Raw genomic sequence first — 19,975 nt, 5'->3', positions numbered from 1 at the left:
CACTAAATGGCTTCGCCACATCCTTATCCTGCTTTCTATTTATTTGTAAATAATTAATTAAATCAATATGATTTGGATATTTCCTAAATTATTTTCGTGAGTGGAAATCTCCCTTATCATGCCTATACCCAAGATTATGGGTGTTCACAATGGAGATAAGGAATATGTGGATCAGAAGGAATAAAATCGTCAGGAAATTGACGTTAGGTGTGGTAACAACGGTGCTGGGCATGTCGCTCAGTTTCTCCGCATTATCCGCCACGCCGGTGGAAACACATGGCCAACTGTCCATCGAAAATGGGCGACTGGTGGATGAGCAGGGAAAAAGAGTGCAACTGAGAGGAATCAGCTCGAACGGGTTGCAGTGGGTTGGTGATTACGTAAACAAAGATTCGATAAAATGGCTGCGTGACGACTGGGGGATCAATGTGTTTCGCGTTGCCATGTACACGGCGGAGAATGGTTATATTGCTAACCCTTCCCTCGCCAATAAGGTAAAAGAGGCTGTTGCGGCGGCGCAAAGCCTTGGCATCTACATCATTATCGACTGGCACACCTTGTCGGATAACGATCCCAATACTTATAAAGCGCAGGCAAAAACCTTCTTTGCTGAAATGGCGGGGCTGTATGGTAACTCGCCGAACGTGATTTATGAAATCACCAATGAGCCAAACGGCGGCGTGACGTGGAACGGACAGATTCGGCCTTATGCGCTGGATGTTACTGACACTATCCGTAGCAAAGATCCTGATAACCTTATTATCGTCGGCAGCGGGACCTGGAGCCAGGACATCCATGATGCGGCGGACAATCTGTTGCCCGATCCGAATACGATGTACGCGCTGCATTTCTATGCCGGTACGCACGGGCAGTTCCTGCGCGATCGTATCGATTATGCGCAAAGCCGCGGTGCCGCAATTTTCGTCAGCGAGTGGGGGACAAGCGATGCGTCCGGCAATGGCGGGCCGTTCCTGCCAGAATCGCAAACCTGGATCGATTTCCTGAATAACCGTGGCATAAGCTGGGTAAACTGGTCACTAAGCGATAAGTCTGAGACGTCTGCGGCGCTGACTCCAGGGGCGAGTAAATCAGGCGGTTGGACGGAGCAGAATCTGTCGACGTCAGGAAAATTTGTCAGAGAGCAGGTTCGTGCGGGTGCAGACCTGAGTGGTGGCGATACGCCGACCACGCCAACGGAGCCGACTAACCCAGGCAATGGAACAACGGGTGACGTCGTGCTGCAATATCGTAATGTGGATAACAACCCTTCCGATGATGCAATTCGTATGGCCTTCAACATCAAAAATACCGGAAGTACGCCGATCAAACTCAGCGATCTGCAAGTACGTTACTACTTCCACGATGATGGTAAACCGGGTGCGAACCTCTTTGTTGATTGGGCGAATGTCGGCCCTAACAACATCGTGACCAGCACGGGGATGCCTGCCGCCAGCACCGATAAGGCCAATCGCTATGTTCTGGTGACCTTCAGCAGCGGAGCCGGTTCCCTTCAACCGGGCGCGGAGACCGGTGAGGTACAGGTCCGCATTCACGCTGGTGACTGGAGCAACGTGAATGAAACGAATGACTATTCATACGGTGCTAACGTCACGAGCTACACCAACTGGGATAAGATCACCGTGCATGATAAAGGCACGCTGGTATGGGGCGCTGAGCCGCAATAGCGCGTTATTACCCCATTAACCGACTGATAGTGCGGGCGTTAATTCGCCCGCATTTTCTTTCCAGACCTTCACTCATTCACTGCAATATCATGTTTCTTCAGCAATCCACGCAGTTGGTGGTAGGTTAACCCCAGCAGTTCAGCGGCCTTGCGCTGGTTAAACTTTGCCTGATTTAACGCTCGATTAATCAAGCCCTTCTCTTGTTCCAGCAGCCACGGTTTCATGTCCAACGGTAAATCTGGCTGGCCAGTTGCCGCACGCAGAGGTGTTTCCTGAACGGCGGTAGTCCGGCTGAAGGGATTAAGAATGATGGTATCGAGAGGCTGTTCGCTATCGCCGTGACGATACACCGAGCGCTCAACCACGTTTTTCAGTTCACGAATATTGCCCGGCCAATCGTAATTCAGCAGCGTCGTATGTGCGGCAGAGGTAAAGCCGGGAAACAGCGGCAGATGCAATTCTCGGCACATCTGAATGGCAAAGTGTTCCGCCAGCAACATGATGTCCTGCTGGCGCTCGCGCAGCGGCGGAAGTTGCACGACATCGAACGCCAGACGATCGAGCAGATCCGCACGAAATTTACCGCTGGCAGCCAGCGCAGGCAGGTCGTCATTAGTGGCACACACCAGACGCACGTCAACCTGGAGCTGATCTCTGCCACCTACGCGCTCCAGCATGCCGTATTCGATTACCCGCAGTAATTTTTCCTGCACCAGCATCGGAGCTGTGGCTAATTCATCCAAAAACAGCGTTCCGCCGTCGGCGCGTTCGAAGCGCCCCAGATGGCGTTTCTGCGCTCCGGTAAAGGCACCCGCTTCATGACCAAATAGCTCGGAATCGAGCAGGTTCTCGTTGAGCGCCGCACAGTTGAGAGAAACGAACGGCCCTTGCCAACGCGGGGAAAGGTAGTGCAGGCGGCTGGCGATCAGCTCTTTACCTGTGCCACGTTCGCCGATCACCAGCACCGGTTTATTCAACTGTGCCAACTGCGACACCTGTTCCAGTACCTCTAAAAAACTGTTGGCTTCGCCCAGCAGGTTCTCTTTTTCCTGAATCATGATGTTTCACCGCGTTATTTTTACTAACTATTAGTGTGTTTGACTAATCTAACGAAAAGGAAAAAATAGTCAAAATTATCTATTCTTTTATTTTCAGTTAGTTAAATGGAATTAAAAGTTGGCATGCTTATTGATATATCTAGAACGAGATCGCGACTGGCTCGTCTGGTCACGATGATAAATCAGGCGTAATCAGACGCTGGAAATCATGAAGAGGATGTAATTATGGGTATTTTTTCTCGTTTTGCCGACATCGTGAACGCCAACATCAATTCATTGCTGGATAAAGCTGAAGATCCGCAGAAATTGGTGCGGCTGATGATTCAGGAAATGGAAGATACGCTGGTTGAAGTGCGTTCAACCTCGGCGCGTGCGCTGGCAGAAAAGAAACAGATCGCCCGCCGTATTGAACAAGCGCACGGTCAGCAAGAGCAGTGGCAGGAAAAAGCAGAGCTTGCTCTTCGTAAAGATAAAGACGATTTGGCTCGGGCGGCGCTGATTGAAAAGCAGAAGCTGACCGACTTGATCGCCGTGTTGCAGCATGAAGCCGAAAATGTGGATGAAACGCTGGAGCGCATGAAGCGTGAAATCGGTGAGCTGGAAAACAAATTAAGCGAAACCCGTGCTCGCCAGCAGGCACTGACGTTGCGCCATCAGGCTGCGGCATCATCGCGTGATGTGCGCCGCCAACTGGATAGCGGCAAGCTGGATGAAGCTATGGCGCGTTTCGATCAGTTTGAACGCCGCATCGACACGATGGAAGCGGAAGCTGAAAGCCACGGGCTGGGGAAACAAAAATCGCTGGATCAGCAGTTTTTCGAGTTGAAAGCGGACGATGAAATCAGCGCGCAGCTGGCGGCACTTAAAGCTAAAGTTAAGCCAGCAGAGTAATTAAAGCGTAAACGCTATTGGGCGGGCTGCCGTTGCAAAATGGCAGCCAACGCTTAGCCCTCGCGCTGTTTGAGGCGTGTGAATAATACTAAGGAGATACAATGAGTGCGTTGTTTCTTGCCATTCCGCTGACCATTTTCATGTTGTTTGTGGCACCGATATGGCTTTGGCTACATTACAGTCAGCGTAAAAACAGTGCTCAACTGGGACAAAACGATATGCAACGACTGACACGCTTAACGGAAGAGTCCAGCCGTATGCGTGAGCGTATCAGGGCACTGGAAGACATTCTGGATGCAGAACACCCGGACTGGAGAAAATCGTAATGAAAAATACGTGGTCAGGTAAAACGTTATATCGCATACCGGAAGAAGGCATGCTGAAAGGGGTTTGTGCTGGTTTAGCGCGTTATTTTGACGTGCCGGTGAAACTCCTGCGGATAATCGTGGTGCTGTCGATGTTTTTCGGCCTGTTCTTTTTCACGATTGTGGCTTACATCATTCTGACCTTTATGCTCGATCCGGCTCCGGCGGGAATGGGATTTGAGGATGAAAAAGCGGCCCGGACACCCAGCCAACTGCTGGATGAGGCAGATGCGACATTGCAGGCCAGCGAACAGCGTCTACGTAATATTGAGCGCTATGTTACCTCGGATACGTTTGGCGTTCAGAACCGCTTTCGCCATCTGTAATTCGTCATCAGTGATGACATTTAGTCGTTATAACCGCCGCTGACGTTATCTACCGTGCGATGCAGATCGCAAGTGGATAGCGTCGCGCTGCTTTTTTCTGCGCGATCAATGCGGTAGCCTGAATGCGCATTTTTAACGACATACTTTTGCAACGACAGGAGTGATGGTTCATTCGATGAGTCGACTACAGAACGAAATTAACTCACTGGTCAATCGCAGCGTGGATCGCCATCTACGTATTGCCGTCACTGGGCTGAGCCGTAGTGGCAAAACCGCGTTTATCACCGCGTTCGTCAACCAATTATTAAATACCCACAGCGGTGCGCATCTGCCGATGTTTTCCCCCGCGCGCGAAGAGCGTTTGCTCGGCGTAAAGCGTGTGCCACAGCGCGATCTGGGCGTGCCGCGCTTCGCCTATGATGAAGGCATGGCAGCGCTGTATGGTTCACCGCCGGATTGGCCGACGCCGACGCGTGGCGTGAGTGAGATCCGTCTGGCGCTGCGCTATCGCTCCAAAGATTCGCTGCTGCGCCATTTTAAAGATACCTCGACGCTCTATCTCGAAATTGTTGACTACCCCGGTGAGTGGCTGTTGGATTTGCCGCTGCTGGAGCAAACTTATTTGAGCTGGTCACAGCAGATGAGCGGCTTGCTGCAAGGGGGACGCATTGAATGGGCGAAACCCTGGCTGGCACTGTGTGAGAAAATCGATCCGCTGGCACCCGCGGATGAAAATCAGTTAGCTGAGGTAGCGCAGGCCTACACCGACTATCTGCATCGCTGCAAACAGGAAGGGCTGCACTTTATCCAACCGGGGCGATTTGTGCTGCCGGGCGATCTGGCCGGGGCGCCAGTGCTGCAATTCTTCCCTTGGCCGCAGGTGAATAACATCGGTGAGGCCAAGCTGGCGCAGGCGGATGAGAAAACCAATATCGGCATGCTGCGTAAGCGTTTTGACTATTACTGCCAGTCGGTCGTCAAAGGGTTTTATAAGGATCACTTCGTACGTTTCGACCGACAGATTGTTCTGGTCGACTGCCTGCAACCGCTCAATAGCGGCATTCATGCATTTAACGATATGCGGCTGGCGCTGACCCAACTGATGCAAAGTTTTCACTACGGTAAACGCACGCTGTTCCGGCGTTTGTTTTCGCCCTGCATCGACAAGCTGATGTTTGCCGCGAGTAAAGCCGATCACATTACCGCCGATCAGCACTCCAATCTGGTGTCTTTACTTCAGCAATTGGTGCAAGAGGCCTGGCAGAACGCGGCATTTGAAGGCATTGATATGCGTTGTGAAGGCATTGCATCGATTCAATCAACGCAGAGCGGGGTGGTCGATCATCAGGGCCAGAAAATTCCGGCGCTGAAAGGGCATCGGCTCAGCGATGGTCAACCGTTGACGGTCTATCCCGGTGAAGTGCCCGCGCGTTTACCGGGCGCTGCATTCTGGCAAACGCAGGGCTTCCACTTCGATCAATTTCGTCCGCGCGAGATGACGGTAGATACGCCGTTGCCGCATATCCGGCTAGATACGGTCATGGACTTTCTGCTAAAGGATAAATTGCGATGAACGAGCCACTAAAACCACGCGTTACGTTCGACGATGTTTCACCGCAAGAGCCGCAGCCACAACTACGTGCCGGATTGGCATTTGACGAGCAGAGCAGCACGCCATTTTCCCCTATCAGCCGCGAAGAAGAAGTGCCGGAAGAAGGTGCGGCGGAAGAGGCTATCAGTGCGGCGCTACGTCCAAAACGCAGCCTGTGGCGGCGTATGGTGATGGCGGGCGTCGCATTATTCGGCATTAGCGCGCTGGCGCAGGGCGTTCAGTCGCTGCATAACGCCTGGGTGCAACAGGATTGGATCGCGCTGGGCGGTATTACGGCGGGCAGCCTGATTGTGGCGGCGGGCGTTGGCTCATTGGCTGTCGAGTGGCGACGACTCTATCGCCTGCGAGAACGTGCGGAAGAGCGCGATGTGGCGCGCGATCTGCTGCACAGCCACGGAGTGGAACGTGGGCGTGAGTTCTGTGAAAAACTGGCGCGGCAGGCAGGGTTGGATAGCGGTCATCCGGCTATACAGCGCTGGCAGGCTTCACTCCACGAAACGCACAACGATCGCGAAGTATTGGAATTGTATGCGCGTCTGGTTCAGCCTGTACTGGACACGCAGGCGCGGCGTGAAATTAGTCGTTCTGCGGCAGAATCTACCTTGATGATCGCCGTCAGCCCGCTAGCGCTGGTCGATATGGCATTTATTGCTTGGCGTAACCTGCGGCTTATTAATCGGATTGCCGCGTTATACGGCATCGAACTCGGCTATTTCAGCCGCATTCGCTTGTTCCGTCTGGTGTTGATTAATATTGCGTTTGCCGGTGCATCGGAGCTGGTGCGGGAAATTGGCATGGACTGGATGTCGCAGGATCTTGCCGCACGGCTATCGACCCGCGCCGCACAGGGCATTGGCGCAGGTCTGCTGACTGCGCGTCTGGGTATCAAAGCGATGGAATTATGTCGCCCGCTGCCGTGGCTGGATGACAAACCCCGCCTCGGTGATTTCCGCCGCGAGCTGATTGGTCAGGTAAAAGAAACACTGCAAAAAGGACGTTAGTGGTGAAGACGATGGTGTACGGTGTGCGCCATCGTCATTTGTCATTGTTCAACTGGGGAATGTAATGCAAAAGCGTATCGGTATGGCAGAGAGTACCGTTGTTACAGAATCGTGTGTAGGATAAATACTTCTCATTTCTGTATAACAGGACGTTTTTATGATTCTCGGTAAAAAATTGACGCTGGCGGCGCTATCGCTGGCGACGAGCATTCTCTGTTTACCTGCCAGTGCCCAGTTGGTTCTGGCACCTGCCGATGCTGAACGTTATGCGCAAAACAGCTTCCCTGAATATCTCGAATTACTGACGCTGCAAAATGATGCTGCCGTGCCTGCGGATATCCAACGTAATGCCGACTGGCTGGAAAAGGCGTTTCAGAAGCGCGGTTTTACCACGCAAACGTTGACGAATGGCGATAAGCCGCTGGTTTATGCTGAGTTTGGTGCGGCAAAGTCCGATCGTAAAACCATCCTGTTCTACATGCATTTTGACGGGCAGCCCGTGAATCCGTCCGAGTGGCAAACGCCGCCGTGGCAGCCTGTGCTAAAAGAAAAAGATGCCGCGGGTAAATGGCAGACGCTGCCTGAGTCGCGTCTTCTGAAAGGGGACATCAACCCAGAATGGCGTATTTTCGCCCGAGCATCGGCCGATGATAAAGGGCCGATCGTGATGTTCCTCGCGGCAATGGATGCGATGAAAGAGAAGGGCGTTGAACCGGCCGTCAACATCAAAGTGTTGTTGGATTCCGAAGAAGAAAAAGGTTCACCCGGCCTGACGACGGTGATGGCCGATCATCTGACGCTGCTGAAAAGCGATGGTATGGTGATTTATGATGGTGCGATGCCGTCCAGCAATCGCCCCGGTATCAACTTTGGTAATCGTGGTTCAATTCAGATAGACATGACGGTTTTCGGTGCGAATGCCGCTGCGCACAGCGGTGGCTATGGCAATGTTATTCCAAATCCGGTGCAAAATCTGGCTACGCTGCTGGCCAGCATGAAAGATGCGGACGGCAAGGTCACGATCCCCGGTTATTATGACCGCGTCACGCTCAGTGATAGCGATAAAAAACAGGTAGCCGAGACTGCACCACCTGCGGGTTCGCTGGAAAAACGCTTTGGCGTCGCGCAGTTGGATAAGGTCGCAGGCAATGCGGCAGAGGCGGTGCAGTATCCTTCACTGGATATTCTCGGCATTAAAGCTGGTGAGACGGGGAAGAAAGCATCGAATGCCATTCCATCAACCGCGACCGCCAGCGTGAATATCCGTACCGTACCGGAAACGCCGCCGGATGATATGTATGCGCTATTACGCCAGTATATTGCCAGCAAAGGTTTTCATATCATTGCAGGCGAATCGCCTACACAGGCAGAACGCGAGCAGTATCCGCATCTGATTTCACTTCATCTGACGGCCTATCCGAGCAGCGCCTATGCGGCCAGAACCGAGATCGATTCTCCCTTGGGTCATTGGGCGGTTGCCACCACAACCGCACCGCGTGGTATCGCACCGGAGAAGAACCGTATGATGGGCGGTACGCTGCCGATGAGCGGTGCGGTCAGTGTGTTGAAAGTGCCGTACGTGATCGTGCCTCTAGTTAATGCCGATAATAATCAGCATAGTTTTGATGAGAATTTACGTCTCGGTAACTATCTGGAAGGTATTCGAACCATTGTGGCGATGGCAACCACGCCGCTGTCTTAACCTCGTTTCGTTATTGACGTGGAAAAAACGTACAGATGTGTCAACTTTTGCTGCCACTTTACTTCATCCGGTGCAAACGAAAGGGTATTATCAGTAGCAATAGCCATGTCGTGTCTCTTGAAGAAGGTAGCCGTTGATGCATCTGGAAGTTATTTGTGAAGACCGCATTGGTATGGTCCGTGAGTTGTTAGATCTGCTTGCGTCACGCCATATTGATTTACGCGGCATCGAAATTGCGTCTATTGGCCGTATTTACCTCAATTTTGCCACCCTAGATTTTGATGATTTTCGTCCACTGATGACGGAAATCCGCCGTATTGAAAGCGTCAGCGATGTGCGCACCGTGGCGTTTATGCCATCTGAACGTGAGCATCGGGCGTTGAATGCGCTGCTGGAGTCTATGCCTGAACCCGTGTTCTCGCTGGATATGAAAGGGAAACCGGAACTGTTTAATCCGGCCGCGCTGGCGCTGTTTGAACAATCGGCAGAAACCATCAGCGAATTGACGATTGCCACGATGATTCCCAGTTTCAATTTCGCCAACTGGCTTGAGAAGAGTAGCTCCATCGTCGCGGAACGCGTAGTGATTCGAGGTCAAGATTTCTTGCTGGAAATGACACCGGTCCGCCTGGAAGATGATGCTGGTAACGTGGCAACCGCAGGCGCACTAGTGATGTTGAAATCGGCCGCTCGCATGGGCCGACAGTTACAGAATCTTGCCGTGAACGATGAAAACGAATTCGATCACATCGTCGCCGCTAGTCCAAAAATGCGTCAGGTGGTTGAACAGGCACGTAAGTTGGCGATGTTGGACGCGCCGCTGTTGATCGTAGGTGATACGGGGACGGGCAAAGATATGCTGGCGCGTGCCTGCCACCTGCGCGGGCCGCGTGGCAAGAATCCTTTCCTGGCGCTGAACTGCGCCGCATTGCCCGATGACGTAATGGAAAGCGAGCTGTTTGGCCATGCTTCCGGCGCGTATCTCAATGCGCAGGAAGGTAAGAAAGGGTTCTTCGAACAGGCTAACGGCGGTTCAGTTCTGCTGGATGAAGTCGGTGAAATGTCGGCACAGATGCAGACTAAATTGTTGCGTTTCCTGAATGACGGGACATTCCGCCGCGTGGGCGAAGATCATGAAGTCCATGTGGACGTGCGGGTGATCTGCGCGACTAAGAAAAATCTGCTGGAACTGGTGCAGCGTGGGGAATTCCGCGAGGATCTTTATTATCGTCTCAATGTGCTCACGTTAATGTTACCGCCGCTCCGCGAGCGTCCGGCGGACATTATGCCGCTGGCTGAACTCTTTGTGGCACGTTTTGCCGACGAACAGGGAATTCCTCGTCCCAAGCTGGCAGCAGATGTGGAACATTTCCTGCCGCAGTACGGTTGGCCGGGTAATGTTCGGCAGCTAAGAAATACCATTTATCGCGCGCTGACGCAGTTGCACGGTGGCGAACTGCATATGCAAGACATCGATCTCCCTGCGTTTTCGATTGATGTGCCACAAGATGAAACTCTGCTGGATGGCTCGTTGGATGATATCAACAAGCGTTTTGAGCGCTCTGTGCTGACTCGTCTTTATCAATCCTATCCAAGCACACGCAAATTGGCGAAGCGGCTAGGGGTATCGCACACGGCGATAGCCAACAAACTGCGGGAATATGGACTCAGCCAACGCAAACCGGCGGGGGATGACGAAGAGTAAATAACAAAACGGCTGCTTGCGCAGCCGTTTCTTCACTATCATCAGTACGAATAACTGGCAGTATGGCTTATTTCAAAACAGCCAGTGCAGCGTCATAGTCTGGTTCAGTGGTGATTTCATTCACCAGTTCGCTATGCAGCACGTTGTCATTTTCGTCCAGCACCACGACAGCACGAGCGGTCAGACCTTTCAGCGCACCATCTGCAATAGCGACGCCGTAGCTTTCTTTGAACTCACCGCCACGCAGGGTAGACAGTACAACCACGTTGTTCAGACCTTCCGCACCGCAAAAACGGGACTGTGCAAACGGCAGATCGGAAGAGATACACAGAACAACAGTGTTATCCAGCTCAGAACCCAACTGGTTAAATTTACGCACGGACGCGGCACAAACACCGGTATCGATGCTTGGGAAAATGTTCAGGATTTTGCGCTTGCCAGCATAGTTGCTGAGTGAAGCATCTGACAGGTCTTTAGCGACCAGAGTGAATGCTGGCGCTTTGCTTCCTTTGGCCGGGAATGACCCAGCTACTGGCACAGGATTGCCTTGAAAATGTACGTTCTGTGACATGTTTGCGTCCTTAATTACAGGTGATTAACACGCTGCTCAGTTTAGGGCAACATTAGCAACATTGGTATAAAAATTACGATTAAAATTGCTGGCTTAGCAACGCGACCATGGCGTTCAGATAGCATTCGCTGGCCGCATCTGCCGAGATTGGCGGAAGCTCAGCGGTAATGCAATGGAGCGACCGATCGGCGCACCAGCTTCCGAAAGATCCCGGTGTGTCGTAGCCGATACTCGATACTAAGGGCAGTTCGCATTGCTGCGCCAACCATTGACCCAGTTCGGACCCGTGTGGATCTTCAATACAGGCGAGCGGCTCATGAAAAGAGACAACCCAGTGAGGATTAAGTTTCTCAATCAGCGTGCAAAGGGCTTTTGTTTCTGGCTCTGAGCCTGCGGTTTCACCCGTGGATAGCTCGACATCACGTTCATCTGCGGCACTATTCCAGCGATATACCGTATTCCCCGGTTGCCAGTTACTGGCTGGAAAATTGCGATTGAGATCGACACCGTTAGCGTTGGCACGCAGGCCCAACTGACAGCCATCGGGATTTACCGCAAGAACAACGTGATGGCGGCGCTGCCCTGAAAAGAGGGTGCGAAGCGCGCAGGATAGCGCCACAACCGCCGCGGTTTCATCACCGTGTGTCCCGGCAATAATCAGCCCGCTTTCTGAAGGCGCTAATTCGGCTGGGAAATAGAGTAGCGGTGCGCCTAGTAGCGATTTCCCATAAGGTTCGCCCAGCGACGGCAAATTACCTCGTTGCTGACGCGCCTGAAGCGGAATGATTGTGTTTTCCATGATATCGCCCTGTGGTTACCTATGCATTTCATCATAAAAAAATCGCTTCAGAGACGCAAACGGTGATGTGGATTGACAAATTGCAGGCGTATTGCTGGATGATAGCGATGATTTCTGACTATTATATTCTTCAATCAATTCATTACGCTTTCAGGTCAACTCATCATGCACTATGGATATTCTGCATTTTATGCCGCGTTGATGGTGGCGATGGCGGGCAATGCTGTCGCGGCGCAGGTTCCGGCGGGAACGGTTCTGGCTGAGAAACAGGAAATCGTCCGCCACATTAAAGATGAACCGGCTTCTCTCGATCCGATAAAAGCGGTGGGGCTGCCGGAAGCACAGGTGGCACGTGATCTATTTGAAGGTCTGGTCAATCAGGATGCGAAGGGCAACATCGTCCCTGGTGTGGCTCTGCGCTGGCAGACGACCGATAACCGCACGTTTATCTTTACCCTGCGTGATAATGCTCGCTGGTCTAACGGTGAACCCGTTACGGCAAACGATTTTGTCTATAGCTGGCGTCGCTTGGTCACGCCTGAAAACAGCTCGTCATTCGCCTGGTTTGCCCGGCTCGCGGGGATTCAGAATGCCGAACAGATTCTCGCGGGCAAAATGCCTGTCGATCAACTTGGCGTGACGGCCGTTAATGACCACACGTTGAAAGTGCAACTCAGCAAGCCAGTACCTTATTTTGTCAGCCTGACGGCGAATTTCAGCATGTTTCCAGTCCATCAGGCCACGGTAGAAAAATTCGGGAACGACTGGACGAAGCCGGGAAATCTGGTTGGAAATGGCGCGTTTAAGCTGGATCATCGCGTCGTTAATGAGAAGCTGATGCTCACGCAGAATCAATATTATTGGGATAACGCCAACACGCGCCTGACAAAGGTGACTTTTGTTCCGATCAATCAGGAATCGAACGCGACAAAACGCTATCTGTCTGGTGATATTGATATCACTGAGTCATTCCCTAAAAATCTGTATCAGAAGCTGCTGAAGGATTTACCCGGTCAGGTTTATACGCCAGAGCAGCTTGGCACCTATTACTACGCGTTTAATACGCAACGTGCGCCCACCAATGATGTTCGGGTACGAAAAGCACTGTCTTATGCCATCGACCGTAAAGTGATTGCCGAGAAAGTGCTGGGCACGGGGGAAAAGCCGGCTTGGCACTTTACGCCTGATGTCACCGCAGGCTTCAAACCTACGGAAAGCCTGTTGCAGCAATATTCTCAGGATGAGCTGGATGCGCAGGCAAAAGCGCTGATGGCGGCCGCCGGTTATGGCCCAAATAACCCGTTGAAACTCTCGTTGTTGTACAACACGTCGGAAAGCCACCAGAAGATCGCGATTGCCGTGGCTTCCATGTGGAAGAAAACGTTGGGAGTAGACGTACGCTTATCCAATCAAGAATGGCAAACCTACATAGACAGCCGAAATAGCGGTAATTTTGACGTCGTGCGTGCCTCTTGGGTCGGTGACTATAACGAACCCTCGACGTTCCTTTCTCTGATGACATCGCACCACAGCGGGAATATCGCCCGCTTTAAAAGTGCGAATTACGATCGTGTACTAGATGAAGCGGGTAACCAGACTAACCCGCAGGCGTTGAATGCGGACTACAACCGAGCAGAGCAGATATTGATGGATGAAGCGCCGATTGCGCCGATCTATCAATATACCAACGGTCGCTTGATTAAGCCGTGGGTGAAGGGTTATCCGATTACTAACCCTGAAGATGTGGCGTACAGTCATATGCTCTACATTGAAAAGCATTAAGTACCGTATTGATACATCGAATGATGTGGTAATAAAGCCGGAGTGGTCATGATGGATCTTCCGGCTGGTAGAACGCAGAACGGGTAGTAAAAGAACGAATAGGTAAAGAGCTGATAGCAAAAACCGTTGGAGGCAAAACGTGGAATCCTTTGCAGGAAAAGAGTTGCAACACAGCGGTGCGGTTCATGCGTATCAGTTGGATGGAAGGGGGGGCATTACCCCGATTGGCGAGCAAGACGTTGTCAACAGCGAGAAACCCTGCTGGCTACATCTGGATTCTACAGTGCCAGCTAGCGCACGCTGGCTGAATAAAACGCTAGTGGTACCCGATAGCGTACGCACTGCGTTGGCGGGGGAAAGCGTCCGCCCCAGAGTTACGCGTTTGGGCGAAGGTACGCTGATCACGCTGCGCAGCATTAACCTGAATGCCAATGCGCGGCCAGATCAACTCGTGGCCGTTCGGGTGTTCATTACCGACAAGCTGATTATCTCTACTCGACGCCGTAAGATTCTGGCTATCGATGAGATTCTTACCGACCTGAAAGAAGGCAATGGCCCGACGGACAGCGGAAACTGGCTGGTCTCCATTGCGGAAGCCTTGACCGATCATACCAGCGAGTTCATTGATGATTTGCATGAGAAAATCATCGATCTGGAAGACGATTTGCTGGAACAAAAGATTCCGCCGCGCGGCGAGCTGGCGCTGATTCGCAAACAGCTTATCGTGCTACGCCGCTATATGACGCCACAGCGCGATGTATTCTCGCGTATTTCCGGCGAGAAGCTGCCTTGGATGCAGGATGACGACCGACGCAGAATGCAGGAAATTGCCGATCGGTTAGGGCGCGGGTTGGAGGATTTGGATGCCAGTGTTGCTCGCACCACGGTACTTTCGGATGAAATCACCGCCTTGATGACCGAAGCGATGAACCGCCGTACCTATACGATGTCGCTTTTGGCGATGGTTTTTCTGCCAACGACGTTCTTAACCGGTTTATTTGGCGTCAATTTAGGGGGAATTCCCGGCGGCGATGCGCCGTTTGGTTTTTTCACGTTCTGCCTGATGTTGGTGATATTGGTTGGCGGCGTTGCATGGTGGTTAAAGCGCAGTAAATGGCTATAGAAACTCGCGGTGAGTGAGTGCGTAGATAATCACAAACTGTCGCGAACGGCTAAAAAACCACGCGTAAATTGAGCAATATCAACATTTTTTACCTTGTTGTGCGGCACTATCATTCTCGCAGGTGAATGCAACGTCAAGCGATGGGCGTTGCGCTCCATATTGTCTTACTTCCTTTTTTGAATTACTGCATAGCACAATTGATTCACACCACGCCGACAGTTTTGTCGGCTTTTTTTTGTCCCTCGATCCGGTTCCTTCCTTTTCCATCCACCCTTCGGGCCGTCGCAGGCGACGTTGTAAAATGCCTTTGGCATTTTATTCATTAGCTTACTATGCTTAAAGGGAAGCGCTGGTGCTGCTTGACCAGTTGTAACGCATGTCTGTACTGCTTCAGTAGCTGGATTTGCTTTAACATTATCCAACACCGAGGAGGAAAATATGCTCATGCAAGGCGCGACGGATTATCTGCAAGCCGACACGGTTCCCATTGAACCGATTCCTATTGTGCCGAACGACCCGTCACCTTATCCACTCCCCGATCCACCGCCAATTCCTGACCCACCCACAGGGCCGGAACACGAGCCTGTCACTGAACCACCGCAAGATAGATAGCTGTGCTTGGTGGAAAACGGAAATAAAAAACACGGTGGTGAAACAGTAATTTCTGCTTCTTGCCACCGTGTCTCTATTTTTGACGGTAATGTCATTCCCTAATGAGAATGTCGCGCTTATTTTATTTCCAACACATCAAGGCGAGTAATTGGCGATGCGTCGTCATCTTCTTCCGGCTGCCAGCCCGCAGGCTGTAACGGCAGTTCTTCGCGGTCGAAAGCCAGATCGCCACCATCCACCACGTCGCTACCGTGACGAATGTTTTTGAAATCAAACAGCGCATGATCGGCAAGATGAGAAGGAACAACGTTCTGCATAGCGCTGAACATGGTTTCAATACGACCAGGGTGGCGTTTATCCCAATCGCGCAGCATGTCTTTAATCACCTGACGTTGCAGATTGGGCTGTGAGCCGCACAAATTACACGGAATAATCGGATATTGGCGGGCTTCAGCAAAGCGTTCGATATCTTTTTCACGGCAGTAGGCAAGAGGGCGGATGACGATATGTTTACCGTCGTCGCTCATCAGCTTTGGTGGCATACCTTTCAGTTTTCCACCGTAAAACATATTCAGAAACAGCGTTTGCAGAATATCGTCGCGGTGGTGGCCAAGGGCGATTTTTGTTGCGCCGAGCTCTGTCGCGGTACGGTATAAAATCCCACGGCGCAGGCGTGAACACAGCGAGCAGGTCGTTTTTCCTTCCGGGATCTTGTCTTTCACAATCCCGTAGGTATTTTCTTCGACGATCTTGTATTCCACGCCGATGTTATCAAGATATTGCGGCAGAATATGTTCCGGGAATCCCGGCTGTTTCTGATCCAAATTCACTGCGACCAGAGAAAAGTTAATTGGCGCACTTTGTTGCAGATTGCGCAGAATCTCCAGCATGGTGAAGCTATCTTTCCCGCCGGAAAGGCACACCATAATGCGGTCGCCTTCTTCAATCATATTGAAATCAGCGATAGCTTCGCCGACGTTACGGCGCAGGCGCTTTTGCAATTTGTTTAAATTGTATTGTTCTTTTTGGTTAGTTTGTTGATTTTCTGACATTTTTATCTGTGCTCGTTGCAAAAGGCGTTACGGGTGGAAAACGGTTCAGAGCAGACGCCAATATGGTCTGCGTGATCATGGCGTGTATGGTACGGATTACGGCGACGAATGCCAGATCGTTTTACCGCAGCATTCCACAATTGCCCTATGGACGAGAAAGAGTAGCTAATTTTTTTGTTCATATCTCAACGATCTTTTTGCACAGGGATCCGGTGCTTTGTTTACTGACGAAATCATTTGGCATGATGTCATTACAAAATATTCTGTGAACAATCTTTCACAAGATATGCTGAATGATCCTAGCGAAACTATGTTTGTCTTAGGTGACGTATACAAAGAGCAAGCTCTGGAATATTACGGTTATCTCCGCAGTGAATTGCTAAAGAGCAAGGAACTAATTAGCAACGCTGAAAAATCTCTGATTATTGCGTTGGAAAGCAGGGTAAAAGCTGAGCAGGATAAAAAATCGGCGGATCAAAAGCTGAAGGATGAGCAAGAAAAGGATAAAGGTAAAGCTCCTGAGCTGAAGTTGGATGATAAAATCAGGGAGCAGCTTGGAAATCGTGGGTGGACGGAACAAGATGTTCGAGATACCGTTTCAAAAGGAGCAAAAGGCAGCGCCGAAGATAAGTGTAGTCCTAAAAAGACGCCCCCTGATTTTTTAGGTAGAAATGATCCTGCCTCTGTTTATGGCGAATTTGGGAAATATATCGTAGTTAATGATCGGACAGGGGAAGTCGTTCAGTTCAGTGATAAAAGTGATCCCGAATGGGTTGATGATTCACGTATTAATTGGGGAGATAAAAATGAATAAAAATAAGCGAGATTTTTTTAGCGAAGGTGAATTTTTCTTTGAACTTGGTGGTAATGCTGTAATGAAATTATCACCAAAGGCAGCTATTGAAGTATGCCAGGAAGCGACTAAACGCAATCTACCAATCGGAATGATCGAAGGTGGTCACTGGTTGAATCCAGGATTCCAACCTGATGGGAACACTCGGTGGGATGGTTTCGATAAGTTGACTGATAAAAGTGAAATAAAAAAGAGCAATGATAATGCTATCGAAAATATCAACGATGATTCCTCTAAAGGATATAATGCCTTTATAATCACTATCGTAGGTTTTTCTAATTAATCAGAGTATTACTAGTTTTAGTTCTTTGAACTTGAGTTAAGGGATAATCCGCGCTAAATTCGCGAAAAATACCGGAGTATGCCTTAAAAAGTTGCTCCGGTTTTTATACCACAAAATCATTATGGGGTCAGTTCATTCCTGTTGGGGAGTCGGCGGGTATTGGACCGATTTTTGATTGCAGTGGCCTCGCACCCCCGGAAATTTATTAGGTAGCAATAGCGATACACTTTCATTGCTGGGTGGAGGTTCAGGTAAAATAGGAGGCGGTTCTGGCAAGTTGGGAATATACAGTAAAACGGTACTACGGCTAGTAAGATAAATAAACTAGCCGTAGTGATATTTATTTTATGAACTATTTATTGCGGCAGAACTTCTTCAATTTTAGTAATGTGCGCCTCGCTGCTTAGCGGTTTGTAAACATGGATTTTGACAATTCTCAGCGGTGCCTCTGGAGACGTTACCGTGCCTTTCGTCAGAAAAGAATAGTTTGTGCCTGATACCACCTGTGTTGCGACAAATAAAGGAGAGTAGGTCACGCCCAACAGATGTACAGTAGATTTAAAAAGCGCTTTATCTGTATCATTCAAATCACGGAAAGCAATCCATCCACTAAGAAGTTGATTTGACATTATGTCACCTTATTTAATTTTATTGTTAATATTGTTGCTGTGATGCTCTATTAGTCTTTCTGAGAGCATTGAAATGACACTATTCGATGTGATTTTATTTACCAATGATAATTAATTCCTTTCTTTATGTAAAAAGTTAATATTTGCGATATCAAAAAAATAACTGAAACTTGGTATTTAAATGAAGAAATCAATGAAGTGTTAATAATTTAAATGATTTATCAGCTAATTATTATGTTTAAATTAAATGATGGTTATGGTTTTATTTAATAAGAAGTCGACAAGCTATCTTTGCTATTACCTATATTAAATATAAGTATGTGAAAGATTGCTTAGCGTGAAAAAACACGGTGTTTGGTACATCGCTTTGACTTCCGAGTGATGATTTTTTCGTCTCCTCTGGTGCGGGGTTTAGGGGGATAATGCCTTTTGCTTCACGATCGCGGTTGCCGACGTGAGATGTGGTGGATATAGTCTTTATCTGAAAAGTCTATTCGTCAGATTTTGGTGCCCAATGTGGCGTCAGAATCTGTGGTCCATCCGATACGAGGCCAAAACATGAAATTTTTGCCATGGCTATGTACTGCTGCTGCGCTCCTGCTGGCGGGATGCAGTAATCATAGTGAGAACGCTGCGGTTGCCCAACAAGATGCTATGCAAAATGATGATAGGAGTACCGCGGTGTTGCTGAAAAGCAGTTCTCCGGTTGACGTCAACTGTACATTGATTGGCGGGACGATGGCGAGTGCCAGACAACTGGATGGTATGAACGTGGGAGCCTGTCAGTTAGCAAATGGTAAGCGCTGTAGCGAACAATCGGTGATGAATGGAAGCTGTCCTGCGGGGTGAATGTGCGGCAGTCTGTACTGCCGCAGAAAACCTTAAGGCGTAACCAGATTGGCGCAGGGCACGTTCTGGCTGATGTCTTTCAGGTTCTGTAGCGTGGTTTGGGAAATACTGATCAACGCTTCTTCGGTCAGGAAAGCCTGATGTCCGGTAAACAGTACGTTGTGGCACGCCGATAGACGGCGGAAAATATCGTCCTGGATTACATCGTTAGATTTATCGGCGAAGAAGAGATCGCGCTCGTTTTCATAAACGTCCATACCCAACGCGCCAATTTTCTGCTGCTTCAATGCATCGATAGCGGCCTGCGAATCGATCAGTCCGCCACGGCTGGTATTGACGATCATGACGCCATTTTTCATTTGTGCAAAGGCCGCCTGATTCAGCAGATGATGATTCTCTGGCGTCAGCGGACAATGCAGAGAAATAACGTCCGCATTGGCGTACAGCGTTTTGAGATCGACATATTCCGCCCCTAACTCTAACGCCTGCGGGTTCGGGTAAGGATCGAATGCCAGCAGGCGCATGCCAAAGCCTTTCAGGATGCGCATGGTGGCGATGCCGATTTTGCCAGTACCGATAATGCCCGCCGTCCGGTTGTGCATATTGAACCCAATCAGCCCTTCCAGAGAGAAGTTCGCGTCGCGGGTACGTTGATAGGCGCGGTGAATACGGCGGTTGAGCGTCAGCATCAGGCCGACTGCATGCTCAGCGACGGCCTCGGGGGAATACGCGGGAACGCGTACCACGCTGATACCCAGCTCCTTGGCGGCTTCCAAATCGACATTGTTAAAGCCTGCGCAGCGTAGCGCCAGTGTTTTAATGCCCAACCCCGCCAGTTCGGTCAACACGTCGCGGCTGCCATCATCATTCACGAAGATGCAGACGGCCTGACAGCCCGCGGCTGTTTTCGCTGTGCGCGAGGTCAGCATGAAATCAAAAAACTCCAGTTCATAGCCAAACTGCTGATTGACCTGTTCCAGATATTTACGGTCATACTGCTTAGTGCTGTAAATTGCCAGTTTCATTGATAGTTTCTCCGAAAAATCCTCAGATTAAGCTATCAGAAAATTGGGCGGT

19 protein-coding genes and 2 pseudogenes are annotated in these 19,975 nt (G+C 50.4%); 14 read left to right on the top strand and 7 right to left on the bottom strand.

Annotation, left to right across the window (positions count from 1 at the left end):
• Nucleotides 1–164: 164 nt before the first annotated feature.
• Nucleotides 165–1,685, top strand: coding sequence for a 1,3-beta-glucanase (locus DCX48_03860; GenBank protein QXE13716.1), 1,521 nt, complete (start codon nucleotides 165–167; stop codon nucleotides 1,683–1,685).
• A gap of 68 nt (nucleotides 1,686–1,753) precedes the next feature.
• Here DCX48_03860 and pspF read toward each other — a convergent pair whose 3' ends face one another.
• The gene (gene pspF / locus DCX48_03855; protein QXE13715.1) at nucleotides 1,754–2,743 is read right to left on the bottom strand and encodes a phage shock protein operon transcriptional activator; all 990 of its coding nucleotides are present in this window, start codon (nucleotides 2,741–2,743) and stop codon (nucleotides 1,754–1,756) included.
• 225 nt (nucleotides 2,744–2,968) lie between these two features.
• On the opposite strand from pspF, the gene pspA reads away from it, so the two are divergent.
• From pspA to tyrR, 7 genes are all read left to right on the top strand, one after another.
• Complete coding sequence (gene pspA / locus DCX48_03850) at nucleotides 2,969–3,634, top strand: phage shock protein PspA (GenBank protein ID QXE13714.1); 666 nt, start codon at nucleotides 2,969–2,971, stop codon at nucleotides 3,632–3,634.
• Between the two features lie 101 nt (nucleotides 3,635–3,735).
• Nucleotides 3,736–3,960, top strand: a complete 225-nt coding sequence (gene pspB / locus DCX48_03845; protein QXE13713.1) for an envelope stress response membrane protein PspB — start codon at nucleotides 3,736–3,738, stop codon at nucleotides 3,958–3,960.
• Entirely contained in the window at nucleotides 3,960–4,325 is a 366-nt protein-coding gene (gene pspC / locus DCX48_03840; GenBank protein ID QXE13712.1) for an envelope stress response membrane protein PspC, read from the top strand. The genes pspB and pspC overlap by 1 nt, the downstream gene beginning before the upstream one ends.
• A gap of 175 nt (nucleotides 4,326–4,500) precedes the next feature.
• Nucleotides 4,501–5,898, top strand: coding sequence for a YcjX family protein (locus tag DCX48_03835; protein QXE13711.1), 1,398 nt, complete (start codon nucleotides 4,501–4,503; stop codon nucleotides 5,896–5,898).
• Complete coding sequence (locus DCX48_03830; protein QXE13710.1) at nucleotides 5,895–6,938, top strand: TIGR01620 family protein; 1,044 nt, start codon at nucleotides 5,895–5,897, stop codon at nucleotides 6,936–6,938. The genes DCX48_03835 and DCX48_03830 overlap by 4 nt, the downstream gene beginning before the upstream one ends.
• A 157-nt stretch (nucleotides 6,939–7,095) precedes the next feature.
• Nucleotides 7,096–8,640, top strand: coding sequence for a M20/M25/M40 family metallo-hydrolase (locus tag DCX48_03825; GenBank protein ID QXE13709.1), 1,545 nt, complete (start codon nucleotides 7,096–7,098; stop codon nucleotides 8,638–8,640).
• 136 nt (nucleotides 8,641–8,776) lie between these two features.
• The gene (tyrR, locus tag DCX48_03820) at nucleotides 8,777–10,345 is read left to right on the top strand and encodes a transcriptional regulator TyrR (GenBank protein QXE13708.1); all 1,569 of its coding nucleotides are present in this window, start codon (nucleotides 8,777–8,779) and stop codon (nucleotides 10,343–10,345) included.
• Between the two features lie 67 nt (nucleotides 10,346–10,412).
• Here tyrR and DCX48_03815 read toward each other — a convergent pair whose 3' ends face one another.
• Both DCX48_03815 and mpaA read right to left on the bottom strand, forming a co-directional pair.
• On the bottom strand, nucleotides 10,413–10,916 hold the full coding sequence (locus DCX48_03815; GenBank protein ID QXE13707.1) for a thiol peroxidase: 504 nt from the start codon (nucleotides 10,914–10,916) through the stop codon (nucleotides 10,413–10,415).
• A gap of 79 nt (nucleotides 10,917–10,995) precedes the next feature.
• Nucleotides 10,996–11,715, bottom strand: a complete 720-nt coding sequence (gene mpaA / locus DCX48_03810; GenBank protein QXE13706.1) for a murein tripeptide amidase MpaA — start codon at nucleotides 11,713–11,715, stop codon at nucleotides 10,996–10,998.
• Between the two features lie 165 nt (nucleotides 11,716–11,880).
• Between mpaA and DCX48_03805 the strand changes: the two genes are divergently transcribed.
• The 3 genes and pseudogenes from DCX48_03805 to DCX48_03795 all read left to right on the top strand — a co-directional run bounded on the left by DCX48_03805 (nucleotide 11,881) and on the right by DCX48_03795 (nucleotide 14,894).
• On the top strand, nucleotides 11,881–13,497 hold the full coding sequence (locus DCX48_03805; protein QXE13705.1) for an oligopeptide ABC transporter substrate-binding protein OppA: 1,617 nt from the start codon (nucleotides 11,881–11,883) through the stop codon (nucleotides 13,495–13,497).
• Nucleotides 13,498–13,636: 139 nt separating this feature from the next.
• Nucleotides 13,637–14,620, top strand: a complete 984-nt coding sequence (zntB, locus tag DCX48_03800; protein ID QXE13704.1) for a zinc transporter ZntB — start codon at nucleotides 13,637–13,639, stop codon at nucleotides 14,618–14,620.
• Between the two features lie 67 nt (nucleotides 14,621–14,687).
• Nucleotides 14,688–14,894 (top strand): annotated as a pseudogene (locus tag DCX48_03795) (hypothetical protein).
• 454 nt (nucleotides 14,895–15,348) lie between these two features.
• Here the strand turns inward: DCX48_03795 and ttcA are convergent.
• Nucleotides 15,349–16,284, bottom strand: a complete 936-nt coding sequence (gene ttcA / locus DCX48_03790) for a tRNA 2-thiocytidine(32) synthetase TtcA (protein QXE13703.1) — start codon at nucleotides 16,282–16,284, stop codon at nucleotides 15,349–15,351.
• A 77-nt stretch (nucleotides 16,285–16,361) separates the two neighbouring features.
• Nucleotides 16,362–16,466: pseudogene (locus tag DCX48_03785) on the bottom strand (site-specific integrase).
• Nucleotides 16,467–16,570: 104 nt separating this feature from the next.
• Between DCX48_03785 and DCX48_03780 the strand changes: the two are divergent.
• Together DCX48_03780 and DCX48_03775 are read left to right on the top strand one after the other, a co-directional pair.
• A complete protein-coding gene (locus DCX48_03780; GenBank protein ID QXE17139.1) occupies nucleotides 16,571–17,098 on the top strand; it encodes a hypothetical protein in 528 nt (175 codons plus the stop codon).
• Between the two features lie 61 nt (nucleotides 17,099–17,159).
• Complete coding sequence (locus DCX48_03775; GenBank protein QXE17138.1) at nucleotides 17,160–17,420, top strand: colicin transporter; 261 nt, start codon at nucleotides 17,160–17,162, stop codon at nucleotides 17,418–17,420.
• Between the two features lie 356 nt (nucleotides 17,421–17,776).
• Here DCX48_03775 and DCX48_03770 read toward each other — a convergent pair whose 3' ends face one another.
• A complete protein-coding gene (locus DCX48_03770) occupies nucleotides 17,777–18,049 on the bottom strand; it encodes a hypothetical protein (protein ID QXE13702.1) in 273 nt (90 codons plus the stop codon).
• A 558-nt stretch (nucleotides 18,050–18,607) separates the two neighbouring features.
• Here DCX48_03770 and DCX48_03765 point away from each other — a divergent pair.
• Nucleotides 18,608–18,898, top strand: coding sequence for a DUF333 domain-containing protein (locus DCX48_03765; GenBank protein QXE13701.1), 291 nt, complete (start codon nucleotides 18,608–18,610; stop codon nucleotides 18,896–18,898).
• Nucleotides 18,899–18,930: 32 nt separating this feature from the next.
• Here DCX48_03765 and DCX48_03760 read toward each other — a convergent pair whose 3' ends face one another.
• Nucleotides 18,931–19,923 (bottom strand): 2-hydroxyacid dehydrogenase, encoded by a 993-nt coding sequence (locus DCX48_03760; GenBank protein QXE13700.1) that lies wholly within the window; start codon nucleotides 19,921–19,923, stop codon nucleotides 18,931–18,933.
• Nucleotides 19,924–19,975: the final 52 nt, after the last annotated feature.

The organism is Pectobacterium atrosepticum, assembly GCA_019056595.1.
Classification (GTDB): Bacteria; Pseudomonadota; Gammaproteobacteria; order Enterobacterales; family Enterobacteriaceae; genus Pectobacterium; species Pectobacterium atrosepticum.
The sequence above is the reverse complement of the archived record's forward strand: the minus strand, read 5'-3'. Positions and strand labels throughout refer to the sequence as shown.